The sequence below is a fragment of the Mesorhizobium sp. M0768 genome (assembly GCF_040320195.1).
Classification (GTDB): domain Bacteria; phylum Pseudomonadota; class Alphaproteobacteria; order Rhizobiales; family Rhizobiaceae; genus Mesorhizobium.
The window spans coordinates 24,189-44,172 of the sequence record NZ_JAMYPD010000030.1 but is presented as its reverse complement, the minus strand read 5'-3'; the positions used below and the strand labels follow the sequence as shown (position 1 = coordinate 44,172).

Below are 19,984 nucleotides of genomic sequence, written 5' to 3'. Positions count from 1 at the left end.
TGTCCGCCCCGGCACCTTGCACGGCGATAAAATTACGGTCGCACGATCCAGGCCAGCAACGCCGGATCAAAATCGGAGTTGCCGGTATAGTCGCGGATCAAAAGCGCGGCGTATGCCTGCCACTGATCCTCGGGGATCTGCTTTTCAATGACCGATGTTCTGAACGCGTCACGCAGGATACTGCAGTCAAAAGTCGAAATCACATCGGCCGATTGATCGTTGTCCATAATGCGGCTCCCATCGAGGGGGCGGGAGTACGATGGACGCTCTCAAGCGCCGGTGCCCATTGTTCTGTGGCCGGCGACAACGGACTGTACGCCCCGCACAGGTGCTTAGCGAATCATTCCGGCGAATTTGCTCGCCGGTGTGCTAGCTCAGCGGCCGGCCTGTTCCCGCCGCTTGGCGTCTTCATCGTTCAGCCGGCCGACCATGTCGTCCGCTTCGCCGGCATTGATGCCGAGCATGATCTTGTGATCGGACTCGGCGGGCTGGCCGGTGAAAACGTCGAAAACGGTCCAGCAGTCCGGGCGGTCCATGCGAAACGCGTAGCGGTTTGCCATAGTCGCGTCCTATTCATTTTCGCCGGCACCAATTTGTGTCGATCGGTTCAGGCCTGCACAATGACAAAGACTGCCGCCAGGACAACGACTGTCCACAGCACCACGCACACCTTCAAAGCCAGGCCCCGTGCGATGAGATGCTCTCCCGCATGCGGGCTACCCCGTTCTTCATTTTCCTGGATATGACCGGCGTGGCCGCTACGGCGACCGAAAAACCTGAGGTTTCATGGGTAAGTTCCTTCTGCCGCTTAGCGACTACAACCGCATCTATCAGGTGACCCATGGCGTGCTTCAGGAGGTACCAGACGCGACTGCCGAGAGAGCATGCCTCTTCTTTGCGGCCGTCGGCGGCTATGTTCTCAACCGGTGCTACAAAATCAGAGCGCAGATTGTGGGCGGTGCGTTCTGCTTTTGCTTGGGTGACGGCGGCGGCGAGGTTGCCACCTTCGGGAAATTGGAGGATGGGCAGCTGGTGTCCGGGCACGATGCATTCCGCGTGTGGCTCCAGACCGACACTCATATTATCGACTTCATGGCTCCGATCTATCGAGGGGCATTTGCTGATTACCCGAAATCAGCCGACCTGCCTCACAAGATGATGCAACGGCGCCTGGATGAAGAAGCTCCCGACCTCAATGCCTTGGTGCACACCGGCGATTTTCGGTATTATGCGGATCCGGCTCTGACGGACAAGTTGCTCGACGGTTTTCTCGCCAAGCGGTTCAACGAGGATCTGATCACAGTTGCGACGGCCTGGTACGGAAAACGGCGCACGAAACAGATGCCGAGCTTCGCGATTCAAGACGAGAAAGGGCGTGTGACCCGGCTGTCACTTGCCGCGACGGTCGCCACCAGCTCTGGTAATGGGCGCGGTATCGGAGCGGAGCATTAGCCGGTGTGGTGTGCGGGACCGATCCCGCGCTTGTCCACTGTCCCGGGACTGAGGACGAGGCTCGAGGACTGCGGTTGCGAGCGGCATGCCGAGTGGTTGCTGTGGACACGGTCGACTCACCGCCGAGACCAACCGATTTGCAGCCGTGATCGTTGACACTCGGTGTGTATGATGTTAGATGTCCTCTGTCCGAGGACCACGGACAGAGGACATGATGAAGAGCCAGGATGTTGTCGTTCTGCTCAAGCTGGCGAGCTTGGAGGACTACGCAAAGGATATCGGTGACGAATCTACGCCGCTCGGGCTAGCCGCGGGCGAGGATCCCTATTCTGTGCGCGGCCTCGAGGCAGCCCTCGGAATCAGCAAGACGGAGATTGGCGCTTCGCTCAAGCGTAGCATTGCGGCGGGCCTCGCGATCAAGGACAGGAAGACAGACCGGCCTAAACCGAGCCGGCGCCATCTGCGCGAGTTCATCGTCCACGGAGTGAAATTCGTCTTTCCGGCGAAACCAGGCGCCATGCAGCGCGGGTTGCCGACGGCATTCGCGGCCCCCGTGCTACGTGAATCCCTGCACAGCGCTGGCAATCTCATCTGCGTTTGGCCCTACGCGCATGCAAAAGAAATGGGTCAGTCGGTCGACCCGCTGTTCAAAAGCGTGCCGGAGGCCTGCGAGAAAGACAGGCGGCTCTACGCCTATCTGGCCCTCATCGACGCGATCCGCGTCGGCAATCAACGCGAAAGCAAGCTCGCCGCCGACCTGCTCGCGCAGAGGCTGGGATGACTGTCCAAGATCAGTTGAAGGCCATGTTGAAGGCCGTCGCCGAGGCACTCGGCGAGGAGTTGCGCGCGCGCCTGGTCTTCGTCGGCGGCTGCACGACCGCGCTCTACATTACTGACCCCATCGTTCTCGAAGGGGTGAGAGCGACCGATGATGTCGACCTTATCGTCGATCTCGCTGGTTTCGCAGAATGGGTCGAGCTGACGGAGCGTTTGCGCGCACGCGGCTTCACCGAGGCGGCTGACGATTCCGTCATCTGCCGAATGAAACTCGGCGAGCTCAAGGTCGACTTCATGCCGGACGACGAGGCGATCCTCGGGTTCAGCAATCGCTGGTACGCAAAGGGGATCGCGACGGCCGTACCAGAACAGCTGGAGGAGGCGCTCGAGATCCGGCGCCTCACGCCGCAGCTGTTTGTCGCGACCAAGTTGGAGGCATACCGCGGACGCGGCGAACGCGATCTCATCGCCAGCCGCGACGCCGAGGACATTCTCCTTTTGGTCGACGGGCGGGAGGAGATCGTCGAGGAAATCGCAAACGGCGAGCCGGAGATCCGGGCCTACATCGCCGAACAGGTTGCCGCGCTGCTCGCTGATCCAAACTTCGACCATTTCCTGGAGGGAAACATTCGCGGACCAGCGGGCCGTACCGACATCGTTTACGACCGGCTGGTCGCGATCAGCACGCTGGCCTGAAAACATGCGCCGGCGACCGTCTCGTCGACGTCAGGGATCGCGCGATTCTCAGGTGCTGGCGAAGCTGATGCGCGATAGCCGCATGTGTGACACACCGCTATGGCGATATGGCGCCCAGAATCTCCAGGGTCGCCGCCAGCAATAGCCTGCCAAGACGGTCACCCACGCTTGCCCTGGGCACCCTAATGGAAACGATGGCGGGCGCTACCGTGACGAACAGGATATAATGCTCACCGGCAGCAAGCTGGTTGAGGAAGGCCCCACCGTCATGAAGCCAATGAACGAAGAGCACCTCGCGGTCCTACGCAGGCACATGGTCGAGATGATTGCAATCCATACCGACCTTGCAAGCGAAGAACTCGGCAAGGCGGCGCTCGACGAGCGGGTGATGGCAGCGATGCGGCGAGTGCCGCGGCATCGCTTCGTGCCGGCCTCGGTTGCACCTTATGCCTACCAGGACATGCCGCTGCCGATCGGCTTCGATAAAACCGTCTCGCAGCCATTCATCGTCGCTCTCATGACCGATCTCCTTGCTCCCCAACCGCACGAGGCGGTGCTCGAGATCGGCACTGGCCTGGGCTATCAAACCGCAATCCTCGCGCAACTCGCCGGGCAGGTTTGGAGCGTGGAAATCATCGAGGAATTCGTAAGCCGTGCGGAGGATCTCCTGCAGGAGCTAGGCTTATCCAATGTCGGCATTCGTGTCGGAGACGGGTCTCGCGGCTGGCCCGAGCACGCCCCATTCGACAAGATCCTGGTCACGGCGGCGGCTGAGCAGACACCGCCGGCTTTTCTGAAGCAACTCAAGCCGGGGGGACGGCTGGTTCTGCCTTTAGGATCTAAAGAAGCACAGTTTCTGACTGTCATCGAGAAGGATGCGGCAGGGCAGCTCGAGACCCGGAAACTCATCCCGGTTCGGTTCAGCCGGCTCGAAACCGTCTACTGAGGTGCGACAACTGGCGCGACCGCGCTTTTCCAATCAATCAGATGCCAGCCTTCCGCGTTTCTTTGCACTTGCAATCCCGACCGTGGCTCCGGCGCCGATCTGGCGCTCTAGGGCACTCGGTTGACTTCACCGGAACTCAGGCTCGGGTCGGGCGACAGGATTTGATCGGGCAGCGAGAGCGTTCCCGTGCCGGATAGCCCGAAAAGTTCAGGCTGACCGCGGGATCATCGGTCGGGAAGTCCAGGTTCAGCGCAACCGGACCGACACGCACGGGAATGTTGAAATTTCGGTTTTCGAGCGCCTCGGCCTTACCGGTGATATGAATGCCGCCCTTCAGCGCGTTCTGCTTCTGCTCGGCCTCGAGCGAGGCCATGATCTGTTCACCTTGCGCGCCTCGCCGCTCTTGACACGAAATACCACGATGCAGTGGGCTTGGGGTCCCAGTTGTCGTTGGTGGCATAGGCCAGCATACCCACCTCTTACTGCGTAGGGACTTCCTTGCGAACATCCATCTGCAAATGGGGCAGGTGCTTGCCTTGGATCGGCACTGTGCGCCGCCACCAATCTCGCGTAGAAAGCCACTGGCCTAACCCGGCCCTGCTAGGCGAGAAACTCCATGCGAATAGTGTTGCCTGTCCTGTTGCTCGGCCTGGCCTCAGCCGGCCTGTCGCCCGCCCGAGCCGCGGCGGGCGATTGCGGCGATGCCGCCGCGCTGGTGCAGCAGGCCTATCCCAAGGCCCGAAAGAGCGCCGACGGCACCTCGTTCACGCTTGAACCTCATACCAGCATCACCTCAACGCTCCCGGGGACCGATGCGCCATTCGGCCTGGTCTGCAAGATTTGGCCCGCCCATGTCGACCTGCTGTTGGTCGCAGTGCCGCTGATTGACAGCGCTAACGGCGACCACCTGCATGTCGGCGATATCGAGCTTCTGGTCGTCGACAGGAATACGCGGCGTGTGCGCCAGCGCCTGCTCCAGCCCGGTCTGATGACCGATGACGCGATCGTCATCGAGAAGGTGGAATTCGACACCGGCCGCTATGCACTGGCCCCTGAGGTAACCGCCTTCGGCCTGCGCATCGCACTGGCACACCATTCGCTGACCGCTCCGTTCGCTGAAACCGACCTGCGGCTCTACGCTCGCACCGGCGATACGCTACGCATGGTGCTCGACGGCCTCGTGGTGGCCGGCTCTGGCGGCGATAGCGATGGTAGTTGCGCCGGATACTTTCATTCCAGCCAGGTCAGCCTGGCGATGAGCCCGGCGAGCCATCAGGGCTATCACGATATCACCGCGGTTGAGCAGACGAATACCGATAGTCCCTCCCCCGACCAGAATGGCGAATGCCATTCCCATCCTGGCAAGCCTGTGAAGCGCACCAACCGGCTGCGCTATGACGGCAGCCGCTATGCGGTTCCCGCGGCACTCAAAGTGATGGGGTTGTGAGGCGGCCGCACACGTCCCTGCCTTGGTTCGTCAATGTCATCAATTCCAGTTGAACGGGTATCGACCGTTAATTCTCTCGTGGTAGGAGGCGCTCAAGGGGGCTCTTCTCAAAGGAGCTGATGATTTGTGGTGGTCAAGATTCAAAAGGGGTTTTGCCGGAACGTGGGACGACAGACTTGACGGGCTATTCTCCGCAAAAGTCGACTACACCGGAAAATCCATTCTCGATGTTGGCTGCAATATGGGTGTTGTCGCCTATGAGATCTCCAAGCTGAAACCCAGTTCGATCCACGGGATCGACATTGCCAAGCCGCACATCGAGACCGCAAAGATGTTGTTGAGTGGCTCCCCGGTGCATGCCCGGTTCGATCGCCTAAACCTCGGCAGCCGGCGCCTCGGCAATATCCTTCTACCGAAATACGATATCGTCCTGCTGCTGGCCGTCTATCAGCACATGCAGCGCAACATCGGCCCGGGCAAGGCGCGAAGGGTGCTTTCCAATATTGTGAGGCGCACCTCAAACGTCGTTGCCCGCGTTCCGCCTGGAACGGATGGCGAATTCATCGAAACGCTTTCTGACGAAGGGTTCCAGGTCAAGAGCACTCACACATCGCCTCTTGGTAGTCATGTGCTGGTGCTTGAGAAACCTGCCTTCGGAAATCCGCAGCCATGATGACACATTGCTTGTGGTAATCTGCCTCTTCAACATCCCATGTGCCAGCAGCGGGCGCAGACCCGCTGCCTGCCTGCAACTCGGCCCGGAGCGCCCATTCGCCGGGAGAAGCATCTCGCGGCTGCGGTATGCTCTGCCACTGCCTTAACAGAATGGATGCGCCCGTTGGCGTGGGTGACGAATACCAATTTGGCCGTCACGGCGAGAGCACCGGCCGTCCCGCCTGCGGTCGGCGCGCCGCCGGTGTCGAAATTCAGCCATGTGCGTTATCAGCTCGCAGGCGCCCGTCCAGCGCTCTGGCTCAGGGCGCCGGGCGAGTGAACAGCGTTCGGAATAGCTCCTCAGCGCGCCGCAGTCCTTCATCTGTCAGAAACACTGACTTCGCCTTATTTGCCGGATTCGCGATCAGCCCCTTCTCGTGCAAGCGATCCAGAGCATTCCGATCCAACCCCTTCCAGGCGCGCCTCTCTTCATGCAGCGTCAGCCAAAGCAGGCCCATAACGGCATCGTCGATCTTGTCGGTGTCGATCTCCATGCAAGCAGTTTAACACGCGAAAGCGCCGCTGCCACGATCCACACCGGATGGTTACTCCCTGCCACGAGCGTTCGCCTGAAAATAAATGCTTCACCTAGGCGTCGCATCCGCGACGGCGTCAACGGGGCCGACGAGCCGGGACGGGATTGGACTCATCATGATATCTAAGCGGCCGTGGCAGGGTTGCCGCTGGCAATGAAATGCGAATTGGCGAAATCCTCGTCGTCGCTCTGGTTGCGCTTACCGCGGGCGAGCGGCGCACCATTCAGGTGCGCGTCATGCTGCCGGCAGCGCGCGTCACCCGCCGCGGTGTCCCATTCCATAGTGCGACCGACGCGCGGAGACGTTTCGCGGGACGTTTTCTTCTCCGACGCGCTCTCCGGCCGCAGAAGTCTCTCGACCTTGCGAGACGCGAATTTTGACACCTGAGCGGCTATCGCGCAGCGCATTCCGGGCCACAACCGACGTTGCGACATCCACTTCGCTGATTCACTGCCCGTCCAGCGCCAGAATGCGAAATCCGCCGTGAGAGTCGCGGCTTGGCAACAACCGCTCGAGGTCGGTCCGACGTTGCAGGGCCGACGTGTTTTCATCGAGCCAAGACTGACTCTGGTACCGCGGCGGGAATGAGCTATAGTTCACATACTAAGACGGCCGGGCGCTTGCACAATGGCTGGACTGGGTGAACAGATTGCGCGTCAGCAGCGCACCATGGGACCGCTCGTGGTGGCGGCAGTGGTCATCGGCCTTGTCGGTCTGCCCGTCGCAGCCTGGCTCGACCTCCGAGACCTGTCGGAACGGATGCTGCGCAGGCAAGCCAGCGAAATCAGCCGCATCATCGACGAAATGCGCGGATTTTACGGCAGCGACGTCGTGGGACGCGTGCTGCAAGCTAACGGCGCCGTGACTGCGACGCACAACTATCGGGACGTGCCAGGCGCGATCCCTATTCCAGCAACCCTCTCGATCGAACTCGGCAAGCGCATCAGCGCTCATGACGGCTCGGTCAAATATCGGTTCGTCTCGGATCTGCCTTTCAAAGGTCGCGCGCCCCACCAGCTCGATGCGTTCGAGCGGAATGCAATCCTAGCTTTGCGCGCCAACCCGAAGGAGCCGATCATCGAGGTCTCGGGCTCACTGTTTGACCGGCAGGTCCGCGCCGCGGCCCCTGTCATAATGGGACAAGTGTGCGTGACCTGCCATAACTCACACCCGGACAGCCCCAAGACGGACTGGAAGGTAGGGGATGTCCGAGGGATCCAGGAGATATCAGTCAATCAGCCTATCGCTGCGAACGTGCTGACCTTCAAGTATCTGCTCCTATATTTCGGTTTCGCGGCGGCGGCGGGCCTGACGTTCATTCTCCTGCAGCGTCGGCAGTCCGCGTTGATTCAGGGCATCAACAAGGAGCTTTCGGAGGCAAACGACTTCCTGGCCGCGATTTCATTGAAGATCGCCAAATACCTTTCGCCTCAAATTTACAAAAGCATCTTCAGCGGCCAGAAGGACGTCACCATCGCGACCGAGCGCAAGAAGCTCACGATCTTTTTCTCCGACGTCAAGGATTTCACCGCGATCGTGGAACGGCTCCAGCCCGAGGACCTGACGCTTCTCCTCAACGAGTACTTTACCGAGATGTCGACGATCGCGCTCAAACACGGCGGCACCGTCGACAAGTTCATCGGCGACGCGCTTCTTGTGTTCTTCGGAGACCCCGAGACGCAAGGCGTCGAGGAAGACGCGAGAGCCTGCTTGCGCATGGCTGTCGACATGCAGCGTCGGCTGGAGCAGTTGAACAGGGTGTGGCATGACCGCGGAGTTGAACGGCCCTTCCGAGCTCGCATGGGCATCAACACGGGATATTGCAATGTTGGGAACTTCGGTTCCGATGATCGGATGGACTACACGATCATTGGGGCCGAGGCGAACTTGGCGGCCCGGCTGCAGTCGATTGCCGAGCCCGGCGGCATCTGCCTCAGCTATGAGACTTACGCGCTCGTGCGCGACCTTGTCCGGGCGCGTCCATTGGCACCGATAGCCATGAAGGGGATCAGCCGAGAGGTTGTCCCCTACGAAGTCGAGGGCCTCCTGGGTGAACTCGCCCAGCGCCCTCAGGTCATCAGCGAACATGCGACTGGTCTCGACTTGTTCCTCGATGTTGAGGCAATCGACGAGAACGGGGTGGAGCGGGCGAAGAAACGACTTTCGGAGGCGCTCCTGGCCTTAGCCATCCGAAGCAAGCCCGCCGCATTTTAGGTTCTTGAACGTGATCGCCTCGGCCCTGACGGCGCTGGTGACCAACGAGGATGCTGCGCGCGAACTCCTGGCCGGGACCCGGCGCGGCTGAACGGTGTTGAACCGGACTTTACTTGGCTGGCCACGGTCCAGATTGAAGTCGATGAACTTCAGTCATTCTTGTACAGGCTGTCGCGAAACGCCTTGTCGGCGGGCCTGCCGTGATCAGGCTTGCCCCGGGCTCGCAGATCACGGCAGAACCTGACGCCGATCTCTACCAGGGACGGTCTAGCCTGTTCGCGCTCAAGCTCATGCTTGAGCGCGGCATGGACAGCCTCTGTCAGACCAGTCCTCTTAAGTGCGGCGACCCGGCGGGCCAGTGCGTCGGTCTCGGGATTTTTGATGTGGAACGCCATCACTGCCTCGTATAGCCGTTCAAGTGTATCGGTATACAGCAATTTGGATACACCGTGTGAAGGCCCCACAGCATCGACCGGACACGAAGCGAATCGGCCACGCCGACCCGACTGTCGGCTGGATGGGGATCGTATCGCTGTGCTTACAGATCTCGAGCAGTCTCTGAGGTCGCTTGCATAAGTCACTTGCAAGACCCGCACTTTCGTACGGGTCTGGAACTGCGCAATCACCGTCTAGCCAAATCCAGCAGCCTTGCCGCTTGCGATAAAATGCGGGTTGGCGAAATCCTCGTCGTCACTCTGGTTGCGCTTGCCGTAGGCGAGCGGCTCACCATCCAGCGTGCGCGTCATGCCGCCGGCGGCGCGTAGCACCGCGTCACCCGCGGCCGTATCCCACTCCATGGTGCGGCCGAAGCGCGGATAGACGTCCGCCTCGGCGCCGGCGACAAGGCAGAATTTCAGCGACGAGCCGACCGAGACGATCTCGGCAGCGCCCAGCGCGCGGATATAAGCGTCGGTTTCCGGCGTGTTGTGGGAACGGCTGGCAACGACGGTCAGCGGCACCATACCGGCCCTTGCCGAAATCGGCTGGCGATCGACGATCTCGTAGTCGTCATTGATCTCGATCGTTTCCGCTTTGCCCGGGCGGCCGGAAAAGAAGCGGCCGGTGCAAGGCGCGAAGACGACGCCGATCTCAGGCACGCCATGGCGAACCAGCGCGATGTTGACAGTGAAATCGGTCCGCCGGTTGACGAACTCCTTGGTGCCGTCCAGCGGATCGATAAGGAAAAAGGCGTCGCCGAGATCCGGCGCCATGATTCCGGCAGAGGCTTCCTCCTCTGCCACGCATGGAATCTCTGGAAATGCGGCGCGCAGCCCGGCAAGGATGATCTTTTCGCTCTGGCGGTCAGCCTCCGTCACTGGCGAACTGTCCGACTTGCTGTCGACCGCACAGCCGGCACGAAAGACGCGCATCACCTCGCGCCCTGCCGCCAAGGCAAGGTGCTCGAAGACGGCGAGCATCGCTTCGTCGTCAGATACCGCCGCCGCTGTCATATTGGTCTTCGGCAATGTCCCGCTCGTTTAGCCAGTGTTCCAGGGCGTCCACCATCTCCTCGGCCGATCTGCCGAGGGTCTTGAGATGGATTTCGGGCTTTTCCGGCACCTCATAGGGTGAATCGACGCCGGTGAAATTCTTGATCTCGCCGTTCAACGCCCGCGCATAGAGACCCTTCGGATCGCGCCTGGCGCATTCCTCAAAGGGGGTATCGACAAACACCTCGACGAATTCGCCGTCGGCCATCAGTTCGCGCGCCATGCGCCGCTCGGCGCTGAACGGCGAAATGAACGACACGATGACGACCAGCCCGGCGTCGGCCATCAGGCGCGCCACTTCGGCGACGCGGCGAATGTTTTCGACACGATCGGCGTCGGTGAAACCGAGATCGCGGTTGAGGCCGTGACGGACGTTGTCGCCATCCAGAATGTAGGTATGGCGCCCAGTGGCGAACAGCTTCTTTTCGAACAGATTGGCGATGGTCGACTTGCCCGAACCCGAAAGCCCGGTGAACCAGAACACGGCCGGCCGCTGGTTCTTCATATCGGCGCGGGCGCGCTTGCCGACATCGAGCGACTGCCAGTGGATGTTTTCGGCGCGGCGCAGCGAATGCAGGATCATGCCGGCGCCGACCGTGGCGTTAGTGATGCGGTCGATGAGGATGAAGGCGCCGGTGGTGCGATTCTCGGCAAACGGATCGAAGGCGATCGGCGACCGCGTCGAGATATTGCAGATGCCGACTTCGTTCATTTCAAGCGACTTGGCCGCCTCATGGGCAAAGTCGTTGACGTTGACGCGATATTTCAGGTCGGTGACGGTGGCGCTGGTCTGGTCGGTCTCGGTGCGCAGGATGTAGGAGCGGCCAGGCAGCAGCGCATGTTCGTCGAACCAGACGATGTTGGCGGCGAACTGGTCGGCGACCTGCGGCCGCGCTGCCGGCGACACCAGCATATTGCCGCGCGAGACTTCCACCTCGTCGTCGAGGACAAGAGTGATGGCCTGGCCGGCGATAGCCTGCTGAAGGTCGCCGCTATGCGAAACGATGCGCCTGACACGGGAGGACTTGCCGGATTTCGCGACGACCACCTCGTCGCCGGGCGCAACCGATCCGGACGCTATGGTGCCGGCGAAGCCGCGGAAATCGAGATTGGGACGGTTCACATATTGGACCGGAAAGCGGAACGGCAATTCGACCGCGGCCTGGTCGACCGAGACGGTTTCGAGATGTTCGATCAGCGTCGGGCCGGAATACCAGTCCGTCCTGTCGGATCGGCTGCTAACGTTGTCACCGTAGCGGGCCGACATAGGAATGGGCAGGATTGTCTGGAAGCCGAGCTCACGTGAGAATTGCGCGTAATCCGCGACAATCTGCTTAAAAACCGCCTCGTCGAAGTCGACAAGATCGATCTTGTTGACGGCGAGCACGATGTGGCGGATGCCCAGCAGCGAGGCAATGATCGAATGTCGCCTTGTCTGACGCAATACGCCCTGGCGGCCATCGATCAGCACGATGGCAAGATCGGCGGTCGATGCACCCGTCGCCATGTTACGCGTGTATTGTTCGTGGCCGGGCGTGTCGGCGACGATGAACTTGCGCTTTGGCGTGGCGAAGAAGCGATAGGCGACGTCGATGGTAATCCCTTGCTCGCGCTCGGCCTCGAGGCCGTCGACCAGCAGCGCGAAGTCGACGTCGTCGCCGGTGGTGCCGTGCTTGCGCGAATCGCGCTCGAGCGTGGCCAGCTGGTCCTCGAAAATCTGCTTGGTGTCGGAAAGCAGGCGCCCGATCAGCGTCGACTTGCCGTCGTCGACCGAGCCGCAGGTCAGGAAGCGCAGCAGCGACTTTCGTTCCTGCGCCGCCAGATAGTCGCGGACGCCATCGGTCGGGGCGAGACTCTTGGCCATAATGTGGCGCATGCTCAGAAATACCCCTCGCGCTTCTTCTTTTCCATCGAGCCGGCTTCATCGCGATCGATCAGGCGACCTTGCCGCTCGGAAGTGCGCGCCGTGAGCATTTCGCCGACTATCGCCTCCAGAGTGTCGGCTTCCGAGTCGATCGCGCCGGTCAGCGGATAGCAGCCGAGCGTGCGAAACCGCACCATCCGGTTCTCCACCGTCTCGCCGGGCCGCAATTGCATACGGTCGTCGTCCTTCAGGATAAGCATGCCATCGCGCTCGACGACCGGCCGCTCCTTGGCCAGATACAGCGGCACGATCGGGATGTCTTCCTGGAGAATGTACTGCCAGATGTCGAGCTCGGTCCAGTTCGACAACGGGAACACCCTGATCGATTCACCGGCAGCGATGCGGGTGTTGAAAATCTTCCACATCTCCGGCCGCTGGTTCTTCGGATCCCAGACATGCTGGGCGTTGCGGAACGAGAAGATGCGCTCCTTGGCGCGCGACTTCTCCTCGTCGCGCCGCGCGCCGCCAAAGGCAGCGTCAAACCCGTATTTGTCGAGCGCCTGCCGCAGGGCAACTGTCTTCATTACATGGGTGTGGGTGTTGGAGCCGTGGTCGAACGGATTGATGTTGTCGCGCACGCCGTCTTCATTGACATGGACCAGGAGGTCGAAGCCGAGCTTTTGCTGCATCTGGTCGCGAAAGGCGATCATTTCGCGGAATTTCCAGGTAGTGTCGACATGGAGAAAGGGAAAGGGCGGCTTGGCCGGATAGAATGCCTTCATAGCCAGGTGCATGAGCACGGACGAATCCTTCCCGACCGAATAGAGCATGACCGGCTTGGCAAAGGCTGCGGCCACCTCGCGAAAAATATGGATGGATTCGGCCTCAAGCCGCTGAAGGTGCGTAAGCGCGATGTTCATGGACTGCGAGCGTTCTTTCGTACCGATCCACGGAAGGGCCTGCATCGGAGGCGACCTTCAGCCGCCCGATTCAAACTGCACTTCCGGACAATCTATTCTCGTGCGGGCGTTCTAGCAGATCGTTCCGGTCCAGAACAATGCAAGACACGCTTGCGGCCGAATGGTTCGGGAATGAATTTTCCATGCAGATGGGTAAACTGGGAAATTTCTGCTCAGCGAGCGATTGCACTTGGCAGGGGCAGGAAAATGTTGCCTGAGCCTCGGAACCCGAGAGCCAGGGGCCGGCTCGCCTCACAGGCGGTCCGCCATGTTCTGGCGACGCCAGCCGTGGCGACGAGGTCGCTAGGACGAACGTTCGATGGGAACAAGTAGCTTGTCACCATTGTGATCGATCTCGATCATCTCGCTCTTGCGGCTTAAGCGTTCTGCAAATCCTTTGTGGAAGATGATGGCGTTCATATAGGCAAAGGTCATCGCCAGCGCCCCGGTTCGCAGCGGATAATCGACCAGCGAATGAATGAGAAGAAACGATACCGAGAGAAATGCCGCCTTCTGAAGCGGGTCGCGGCGAACCCTGGCCAGTGCAGCGAAAAGCAGTACGAAATAACCTGCCAACAGCAGGATAGCCAGAACTCCCCCTTCGAAAGCCATTTCAAGGTACTCATTATGGGCATGATTTACGTATTGCCTGAAAATCATGCTCTCCCGTTCGTATATCTGGTAGGCGTTTTGAAAATTCCCAAATCCGACACCTGCCGCCCAATTGCCCTTGATGCCCTCGAGCGTGGTTCGGGCAAATTCTCCTCGCCCGAAAGCGGGGTCGATTGCCTCCAGGTCGATCTTGGTCCAGGCGCCAATCGTGTATATCGAAAGCCCGACAAAAATCAGGAGAACGCTAAACCCGCTCGCCCTCGAACGGGCTGAGAGAAAGATCACGGACAACATGGTGATCGCCAACCCAATCAGAACACCGGCACGCGAACCGGCGGCCAAAAGAAGCAGCAAGAGCGCGATCAGGCCGAAGGATCCGGACAAAAGATGTCCGCGGAATAGACCGTAATAGACGACGAAGGGGATCGACACAAAAAGCAACGCCGAAAAATGATTCACATTGGCGAAAAGCCCGGCATTGATAGTAAAAGGCAACAGCCCGACAATAGCGACGTCGTCAGAGAGCGAATATTGAATCGCTCCCGCCAAACCATTGCAGATAACACCCATGAAGAAAAACGGAAGGAGCGCGCTGACCTGCTCGGCACGCAAACGCAATACGGCCAAAAAAAACGCTGCGGCGGCCAGAAGATAAAGCAGGCATTCGACCGTCCGGCCGACCCCTACGCTGATGAAACGAAATCGGCTTTCTCCAACCCAGGGATCTCCGAGCAACAACTCCGGCCGCAACCCGTTGAATATGGCTGACGGCAATGGGACGATTTGCAAAACGATCAACGCCATAGCGAAGACCAGCAGCCACAGAACAGGCCGGGCGATTCTCTGACCGGGGGTTTGCGAAAAGACAGCCGCGGCCGAAACTATCGCCGCAACCTCGATCAGAGTGTCTGTGTAAAGGCCGCTCGCAGTACCACCCCCGATCAGCAGCGACACGAACAAGACCGTGCCAAGGAGATATTTATCCCATTCCGACGCTCGGTCCTTCAAGATGGAAGTCTCTCAATGCTCAGTTTGTGCATTATCAAGGTGCCGACATATCGAAATCGCCAGCTCTCGGCAATGGTCGCAGTTTCGAGTCTTAGTAGTTGAATGGGGCATGCAGCTGGTCCCACTGAAAAGGCCTGGCTCAGAGTCTGACGATTGAAGGTACCCTCCGGAATGTTGAAACGCGCTATTTCGCTGGCCGGATCCATGCACCTTATTGACCAAAATAGTTCCTTTGGAAGCTTCAGGTTTCTTGCAGAAGCTGTGAGAGAAACTTTGTATCTACCAGGAGGTAGTTCGATATATTGTGAGAGAGCCGTATTCTTGACTGGCATATTTAAGAACCGGACGGTCGCTCCGCCCCCGCCTCGGGACGGTGCAAATGTGACTTCCAACCCCGACTGACTGTGGACCTGCCAATTGAAAGGCTTGCCGCTGAATCCTGGCTCAAAGGTGCTGTTGAAAATATACCCACCTAATTTTTGTTCTTCATCAGTAAGGCTGAAAAGGAACAGGCGATATGCCGTTTGGTATTTTCTCTGACGAATATAGCCGTTGATCACAGCTGACAATTCATTCGATCTTGGCGGTGCCCCTGACTCGGCGAGATCGAGCAACAGCCGGTTGGCGGTATCGAGACCCTTGGGGTCTTTACCAAGGGCGGCGAACAGACTGGCTCTCCACGGTGCCTCTGCCCTGATCGCTGTCAGCACCGCCTGGTATCCTGCCCGATTTGAGAGAATTGCCGGCAGACCCTGGGCGATTGCAGGAAATTGGTCTGGCCACCGCCGGAGTAGTATATCGATCTCACCGACCGCCTTCGGCAAATCCCCTGTCTCGATCTCGCGGGTGATGGACCTCTGGAGTGCATGGATTTCCGTCTTGGATAATTTACGAGCCTGATCGAAGAGCTCATAGGCCTCGTCTGTTTCGCCTTTCCGGTATTCTATCTCACCCATGACGCTATAGAGACGCGCGTCCGCCAGATCAAAGGCGAGTGCGCCTCTGGCTTTGGCAAGCAATGCATCAAGATCGGGAGCATTGTTCGAATCATTCAGGACGTTACTGATTTCAGCTATCAACGCATCAACGTTGAAAGGATCCACCGCAAGGGAGACGGCTGGCGTTTCCGTTTCAAGAAATCGACTTAGCCCGATCGAGGAAGCCACCAATACTAAAACGGACGCGACGGACCAAACGACTGAACGCCGGAGATTTTGCATAAGCGGGCTGGCCTGCTCCGTCATCGACTTTGCCTTCAATCTTCGCAGTACTCGTGCCGTAGTTATAGTATTGGTAGTTCATATATTTATAGGCATAGTTGTAATCGAACTTGTTCACCGCGAACTTAGACATCGCGGCTCCAACCACGTTCGCTCCAGCAGCTCGAAGGCGCTTCAACGCCGCCTTCGCAGATTTGCGTGTCACCTGGTTGGTAGAGATGACCATCAATGTGCCCTCGGCGAGCCGGCTGAGAATAGGAGCATCCGAGAGGCCGACGATCGGCGGCGCGTCGATGATGACAAGATCAAATCGCTTGCCGAGATTGGTCATGATCAGAGCCATCTTCGGTGACGAAAGAAGATCGGCCGGATTCGGGGGAATCGTCCCAGAAGTCAGAACTGTAACATTGGGATATTTCGTTGCCCTGAAGATGCCCGCTAAATCTTCCTTGCGAACGGTATTTGTGAGGAGATTGCTCAGTCCGATTGTGTTGTCGAGACCAAACAGCCGATGAAGGTTCGGCTTTCGAAGATCACCATCGACAATGAGCACCCTCGCGCCGAGTGCCGCAAAATCTTGACCAAGCTTGAATGAGGTGGTCGACTTGCCTTCCGAAGGCTCGGAACTGGTGACCAGCAGCGATCGTGGCGCGCCTTCCGCACCGGAAAACTGCAGCGATGTTCGAAGCGAACGATAGGCCTCCGACAGGCCAGATTTCTGATCAGCTATACTGGCCACGAGTTCCCGGTCGTCGACCAGCGGCAAGATGCCGAGCATGGCCAAGCCGAGCTCCTTCTCAACCTGCTCAGGATTAGTGAACGTGTTGTTCAACAGCTCAATGAGGTAGATAATCGTCCCGCTCATAGCCATGAAAAGAGCTAGGGCGATCGCAAGATTGATGCTCAAACGCGGCGAATAGGGTAACTCTGGCTGTGCTGCGAAATCAACAATAGCCGCGCTTTGCGTCTTGAGTTCTGAACTGACACCAACCTCATTCAGCTTGGCAATTAGGCTGTCATATTGCGATCGGTCCGAATCGACTTCACGCTTAAGGATCGTATATTTTATGTTCTTATCGTTGAACACAACCTGCTGCTTCTCCATCTCAGCAAGTTTGGCTCTGAGGTCGTCTTCTTTATTCTGGGCCTCCTGGTATTTTAGCCGCAGCGAATCCGTTATGGTCAAAACGCCGTCGTTGTAAAGGCGTTGCAACTCCTTGATCTGCGACTGGAGCTGCTGCATTTCAGGAAACCCGGGTTTCAGAATGCCTAGCTTTTGCTGGTATTGGCTAGTCAAATCCGCCAGTCTATCGCTGAGCTTCTGCAGGCCTTCGCTTTCGAGAACGGGGCCGAGACTTGAGCCGCGGCCCTTGTCTATCTGGTCTACCACTCGACCGGCATCGAGACGCTCCTGGATTGCCGCCGCGAGCGCGGTGTTCAGAGCCTCAATGTTTGATCCAATTAACGATTTATCTCCGCCAGTTATCGTGATGCCTGCATCCTTTGCATAGGCGACAAGTTCCTCTTCGGATTTCTGAAGCTTTTGCTTCACCTGCAAAACCTGTTCCTGGATGAATTTCCGTGCCAGATCCGAAGTTTCGCTGGTTTGGTCGAGGCGTTGATCGATGAAACTTTGCGCGACCTGATTGGCAACATCGCTTGCGTACTTCGGTTTTTGATCGACAAACGAGATCGAAAGAAGGCTCGTATTCGTGACCAGATTGACTGTCAGGTCTTTCAAAATGCGGCCGATCGCGATGGCCTCGCGTTCCTCTGGGGTTGTCTCCTGAATGGAAGGAGATTTGGAGATTCGAAACGCACGGTAGAAGATGTTGCTGAGGGAGAAGTCCGGGGTTGGGAACAGGAAGTCCGGCTTTTCACTGAGACCCAACTGGAACACTACCCGCTGTGCCAATGCACGGCTTTTTAGCTTTTCACGGGCAGTTAGAAACGCCCGCACGTCAGCGTTTTCCGAAACTACCTCTATGTCCTGGAAAACCTTGGCCGAGGGCACCAGCACTTCCAACTGCGTCGTTGCCTGATATTTTGGCGTCTGCATCATCGTAACGATGACGCCCGCGACAAGTCCGGCTGCCGCCATCGTGACAATCAGCCATCTATAGTGGGCAGCGTAAAAAAGCAGCTTGAGTGGATTGAAACTCTCGTCTTGCTCCGAGTAGTCGGGGCCATACGGACTATAGTTTTGCGCGCCGTCATAATACAGATCGGCAGACAAGGCTTGGCCGTGTCCAGGGCCTGAAATTCGATGCTGCTTGTTGCGGTCGAGCATAGTACGCCGAGATCCTAAGTTGTCTAAATACAAGCCTGCTATGTTCCGCCTATGGGATCACGGCAAGTCTTGCAGCGCTTGACGCAATCCCAAGTGCCTCCTTAAGATTGGTCATTGCAATTTTTGATTGAGAAGCAAATACAACAATTACGTCGCCGCCGTAAATGCGTGGATTTTGATTTTTGCCAGCGCGGATTTCGTCAACGTTGTAATTTGCTACCAGCTTGTTTGGACCAATGTTGCGGTAGATGAAGACCTTGCCACCATCGCCCACTGGACTGAAACCGCCTGCTAATGCAATTGCATCTAGCAGCGAGGAACTGCTCGATATCGGGTAGATTCCTGCTTTCTTCACTTCCCCGTCCACTGTAACCCGCTGCCCGACTGACTCTTTGACGAAAATGGTCACATCAGGCGATTGTAGGTATTTGGCTCCATAAGAGGTCTCGATCTCTTGCTCCAACTGACGGACAGTTTTTCCTGCTGCGGTAATTGTTCCGATAAGCGGAAGGGAAATCTGGCCGCCAGCATCGACTTGAACCGTTCTGTTCAGATTGTCGACTTGGAATACATTCACCTCGAGCACATCGTTCGGAGATAAAGGCTGCTCGCTCCCGTTCTGGGTATTTTGCGGCGCCGGCAGGTCCTTCACCACCTTCAGAGCGCCGCCGGTCGAAAGTGGCGCAGATGATGATGTCAATTGCAACGCATCGACCGAAGTCGACGAAGATAGTGTCGTCGATGAGGTGCTTGTGCATGCAGACATTGCGAGTGAAGCGAGCAATACGAGTACCGTCCCGATTTGAGTTTTTGCGAAATTGAAAATGCCCATTACGCTATACCGCCCCTGAACAACCGGCCAAATCCTCCAAACCGGATGGCGTTTCCAGCGTTTGCTGTTTTTGGACGCGATTTTCCGACCGGCTCAATGGGCCGGTTCGCTAATATTTTGCTTGGACGCTTCAACACCATGTTGAGGGCCTCGTCTTCCCCACATCGCTTGGCTACAGCAGCAACAGCCTGTGAAAGCCCCGGACGCCGGCGCGTAGCGCTATGAGTGTCCGATGCGATGATATCCACCCTGCCCTCGTCAATCAGCTTTTCCGAATAATAAAGCGCCGTGCGTCCAAAAGCACCAACAATCGAGTCCGCGGTAAGCTGGATGAGGCAGCCGACCGCATTCAACCTCTCGATAACGTCGTAATTCGTCTTGATCCAGGTCAAACGCTCCGGATGAGTAAGAATCGGGATGAAACCGGCGTTTATGAGGCGTAGCGCAAGATCCTCCATCCTTGGAGGTAGGACATGGTGCGGCGGTTCGAACAGAAAATATCGGGACTGGTTTAAAGTCGGCACACTGCCGGCCGCCAATCGGTCCGGAAGATCCGGCGCTATGTGAACATCGGCACCAACATAGAGCGCTAGGGGTATGGCGGCGCGGCGCAGCGCCTGGTCAAATTCTTGAACTGCTCGGACAATGTTCGATGTTGCGTTTTCGTATACACCCGGCATCACGTGCGGCGTGCACGCCATGTGAGTCGTTCCGTCGGCCACCGCCATTCGAGCCATTTCCAGCGATTCAGCAAGACCGGGTGAGCCGTCGTCAAGGCGGGGCAAGATATGCGAATGCAAATCGATCATTTCTGGCTACACCGACGCAACGTAGCAACTTCGCCCTCCCCCAAATATGCGCCCCTCACTCGATGGAGCATGACGCACCTGTCAAGCGAGCTCTCCCAATCACGGCGAAAGTTGCACC

20 protein-coding genes and 1 pseudogene are annotated in these 19,984 nt (G+C 58.3%); 7 read left to right on the top strand and 14 right to left on the bottom strand.

What is annotated here, in order from left to right:
* Positions 1-32 precede the first annotated feature (32 nt).
* Both NKI08_RS27575 and NKI08_RS27570 read right to left on the bottom strand, forming a co-directional pair.
* Positions 33-227, bottom strand: coding sequence for a hypothetical protein (locus tag NKI08_RS27575; protein ID WP_352774043.1), 195 nt, complete (start codon positions 225-227; stop codon positions 33-35).
* Between the two features lie 147 nt (positions 228-374).
* Positions 375-560, bottom strand: a complete 186-nt coding sequence (locus NKI08_RS27570) for a hypothetical protein (RefSeq protein WP_352774041.1) — start codon at positions 558-560, stop codon at positions 375-377.
* A 226-nt stretch (positions 561-786) separates the two neighbouring features.
* Here NKI08_RS27570 and NKI08_RS27565 point away from each other — a divergent pair, with 226 nt between their 5' ends.
* From NKI08_RS27565 to NKI08_RS27550, 4 genes are all read left to right on the top strand, one after another.
* Entirely contained in the window at positions 787-1,452 is a 666-nt protein-coding gene (locus NKI08_RS27565; RefSeq protein ID WP_352774039.1) for a DUF2026 family protein, read from the top strand.
* 331 nt (positions 1,453-1,783) lie between these two features.
* Complete coding sequence (locus tag NKI08_RS27560) at positions 1,784-2,233, top strand: hypothetical protein (protein ID WP_352774037.1); 450 nt, start codon at positions 1,784-1,786, stop codon at positions 2,231-2,233.
* A gap of 23 nt (positions 2,234-2,256) precedes the next feature.
* A complete protein-coding gene (locus NKI08_RS27555) occupies positions 2,257-2,925 on the top strand; it encodes a hypothetical protein (protein WP_352774078.1) in 669 nt (222 codons plus the stop codon).
* 268 nt (positions 2,926-3,193) lie between these two features.
* Positions 3,194-3,871 (top strand): protein-L-isoaspartate(D-aspartate) O-methyltransferase, encoded by a 678-nt coding sequence (locus tag NKI08_RS27550; protein WP_352774076.1) that lies wholly within the window; start codon positions 3,194-3,196, stop codon positions 3,869-3,871.
* 136 nt (positions 3,872-4,007) lie between these two features.
* Here the strand turns inward: NKI08_RS27550 and NKI08_RS27545 are convergent, their stop codons facing one another.
* On the bottom strand, positions 4,008-4,244 hold the full coding sequence (locus NKI08_RS27545; protein WP_352774035.1) for a hypothetical protein: 237 nt from the start codon (positions 4,242-4,244) through the stop codon (positions 4,008-4,010).
* Between the two features lie 267 nt (positions 4,245-4,511).
* Between NKI08_RS27545 and NKI08_RS27540 the strand changes: the two genes are divergently transcribed.
* Both NKI08_RS27540 and NKI08_RS27535 read left to right on the top strand, forming a co-directional pair.
* On the top strand, positions 4,512-5,318 hold the full coding sequence (locus tag NKI08_RS27540; protein ID WP_352774034.1) for a PA3715 family protein: 807 nt from the start codon (positions 4,512-4,514) through the stop codon (positions 5,316-5,318).
* Positions 5,319-5,442: 124 nt separating this feature from the next.
* Positions 5,443-5,991 carry a class I SAM-dependent methyltransferase gene (locus NKI08_RS27535; protein WP_352774032.1) on the top strand — a complete coding sequence of 183 codons (549 nt, stop codon included), beginning with the start codon at positions 5,443-5,445 and terminating at the stop codon, positions 5,989-5,991.
* A 301-nt stretch (positions 5,992-6,292) separates the two neighbouring features.
* On the opposite strand, the gene NKI08_RS27530 is transcribed toward NKI08_RS27535, so the two are convergent.
* Complete coding sequence (locus NKI08_RS27530; RefSeq protein ID WP_352774030.1) at positions 6,293-6,526, bottom strand: DUF6429 family protein; 234 nt, start codon at positions 6,524-6,526, stop codon at positions 6,293-6,295.
* Positions 6,527-6,690: 164 nt separating this feature from the next.
* Positions 6,691-6,867: pseudogene (locus NKI08_RS27525) on the bottom strand (3'(2'),5'-bisphosphate nucleotidase CysQ); the annotation flags it as partial.
* A gap of 328 nt (positions 6,868-7,195) precedes the next feature.
* Here NKI08_RS27525 and NKI08_RS27520 point away from each other — a divergent pair.
* Positions 7,196-8,782: an adenylate/guanylate cyclase domain-containing protein gene (locus NKI08_RS27520; protein ID WP_352774028.1), complete on the top strand. Its 1,587-nt coding sequence runs from the start codon at positions 7,196-7,198 to the stop codon at positions 8,780-8,782.
* Positions 8,783-8,931: 149 nt separating this feature from the next.
* Here NKI08_RS27520 and NKI08_RS27515 read toward each other — a convergent pair whose 3' ends face one another.
* The 9 genes from NKI08_RS27515 to NKI08_RS27475 all read right to left on the bottom strand — a co-directional run bounded on the left by NKI08_RS27515 (position 8,932) and on the right by NKI08_RS27475 (position 19,866).
* Positions 8,932-9,177, bottom strand: coding sequence for a type II toxin-antitoxin system VapB family antitoxin (locus NKI08_RS27515; RefSeq protein WP_352774026.1), 246 nt, complete (start codon positions 9,175-9,177; stop codon positions 8,932-8,934).
* A gap of 234 nt (positions 9,178-9,411) precedes the next feature.
* Entirely contained in the window at positions 9,412-10,200 is a 789-nt protein-coding gene (cysQ, locus tag NKI08_RS27510) for a 3'(2'),5'-bisphosphate nucleotidase CysQ (protein WP_352774074.1), read from the bottom strand.
* 10 nt (positions 10,201-10,210) lie between these two features.
* Positions 10,211-12,148: a sulfate adenylyltransferase subunit CysN gene (gene cysN, locus NKI08_RS27505; protein ID WP_352774024.1), complete on the bottom strand. Its 1,938-nt coding sequence runs from the start codon at positions 12,146-12,148 to the stop codon at positions 10,211-10,213.
* A 2-nt stretch (positions 12,149-12,150) separates the two neighbouring features.
* On the bottom strand, positions 12,151-13,056 hold the full coding sequence (gene cysD / locus NKI08_RS27500; protein WP_352774022.1) for a sulfate adenylyltransferase subunit CysD: 906 nt from the start codon (positions 13,054-13,056) through the stop codon (positions 12,151-12,153).
* A gap of 342 nt (positions 13,057-13,398) precedes the next feature.
* Positions 13,399-14,715 carry an O-antigen ligase family protein gene (locus NKI08_RS27495; protein WP_352774020.1) on the bottom strand — a complete coding sequence of 439 codons (1,317 nt, stop codon included), beginning with the start codon at positions 14,713-14,715 and terminating at the stop codon, positions 13,399-13,401.
* Positions 14,712-15,959: a tetratricopeptide repeat protein gene (locus NKI08_RS27490; protein ID WP_352774018.1), complete on the bottom strand. Its 1,248-nt coding sequence runs from the start codon at positions 15,957-15,959 to the stop codon at positions 14,712-14,714. The genes NKI08_RS27495 and NKI08_RS27490 overlap by 4 nt, the downstream gene beginning before the upstream one ends.
* Positions 15,847-18,225, bottom strand: a complete 2,379-nt coding sequence (locus tag NKI08_RS27485) for a GumC family protein (protein ID WP_352774016.1) — start codon at positions 18,223-18,225, stop codon at positions 15,847-15,849. The genes NKI08_RS27490 and NKI08_RS27485 overlap by 113 nt, the downstream gene beginning before the upstream one ends.
* A 49-nt stretch (positions 18,226-18,274) precedes the next feature.
* Positions 18,275-19,057 carry a polysaccharide biosynthesis/export family protein gene (locus NKI08_RS27480; protein WP_352774014.1) on the bottom strand — a complete coding sequence of 261 codons (783 nt, stop codon included), beginning with the start codon at positions 19,055-19,057 and terminating at the stop codon, positions 18,275-18,277.
* Positions 19,057-19,866 carry a tyrosine-protein phosphatase gene (locus NKI08_RS27475; protein WP_352774012.1) on the bottom strand — a complete coding sequence of 270 codons (810 nt, stop codon included), beginning with the start codon at positions 19,864-19,866 and terminating at the stop codon, positions 19,057-19,059. The genes NKI08_RS27480 and NKI08_RS27475 overlap by 1 nt, the downstream gene beginning before the upstream one ends.
* Positions 19,867-19,984: the final 118 nt, after the last annotated feature.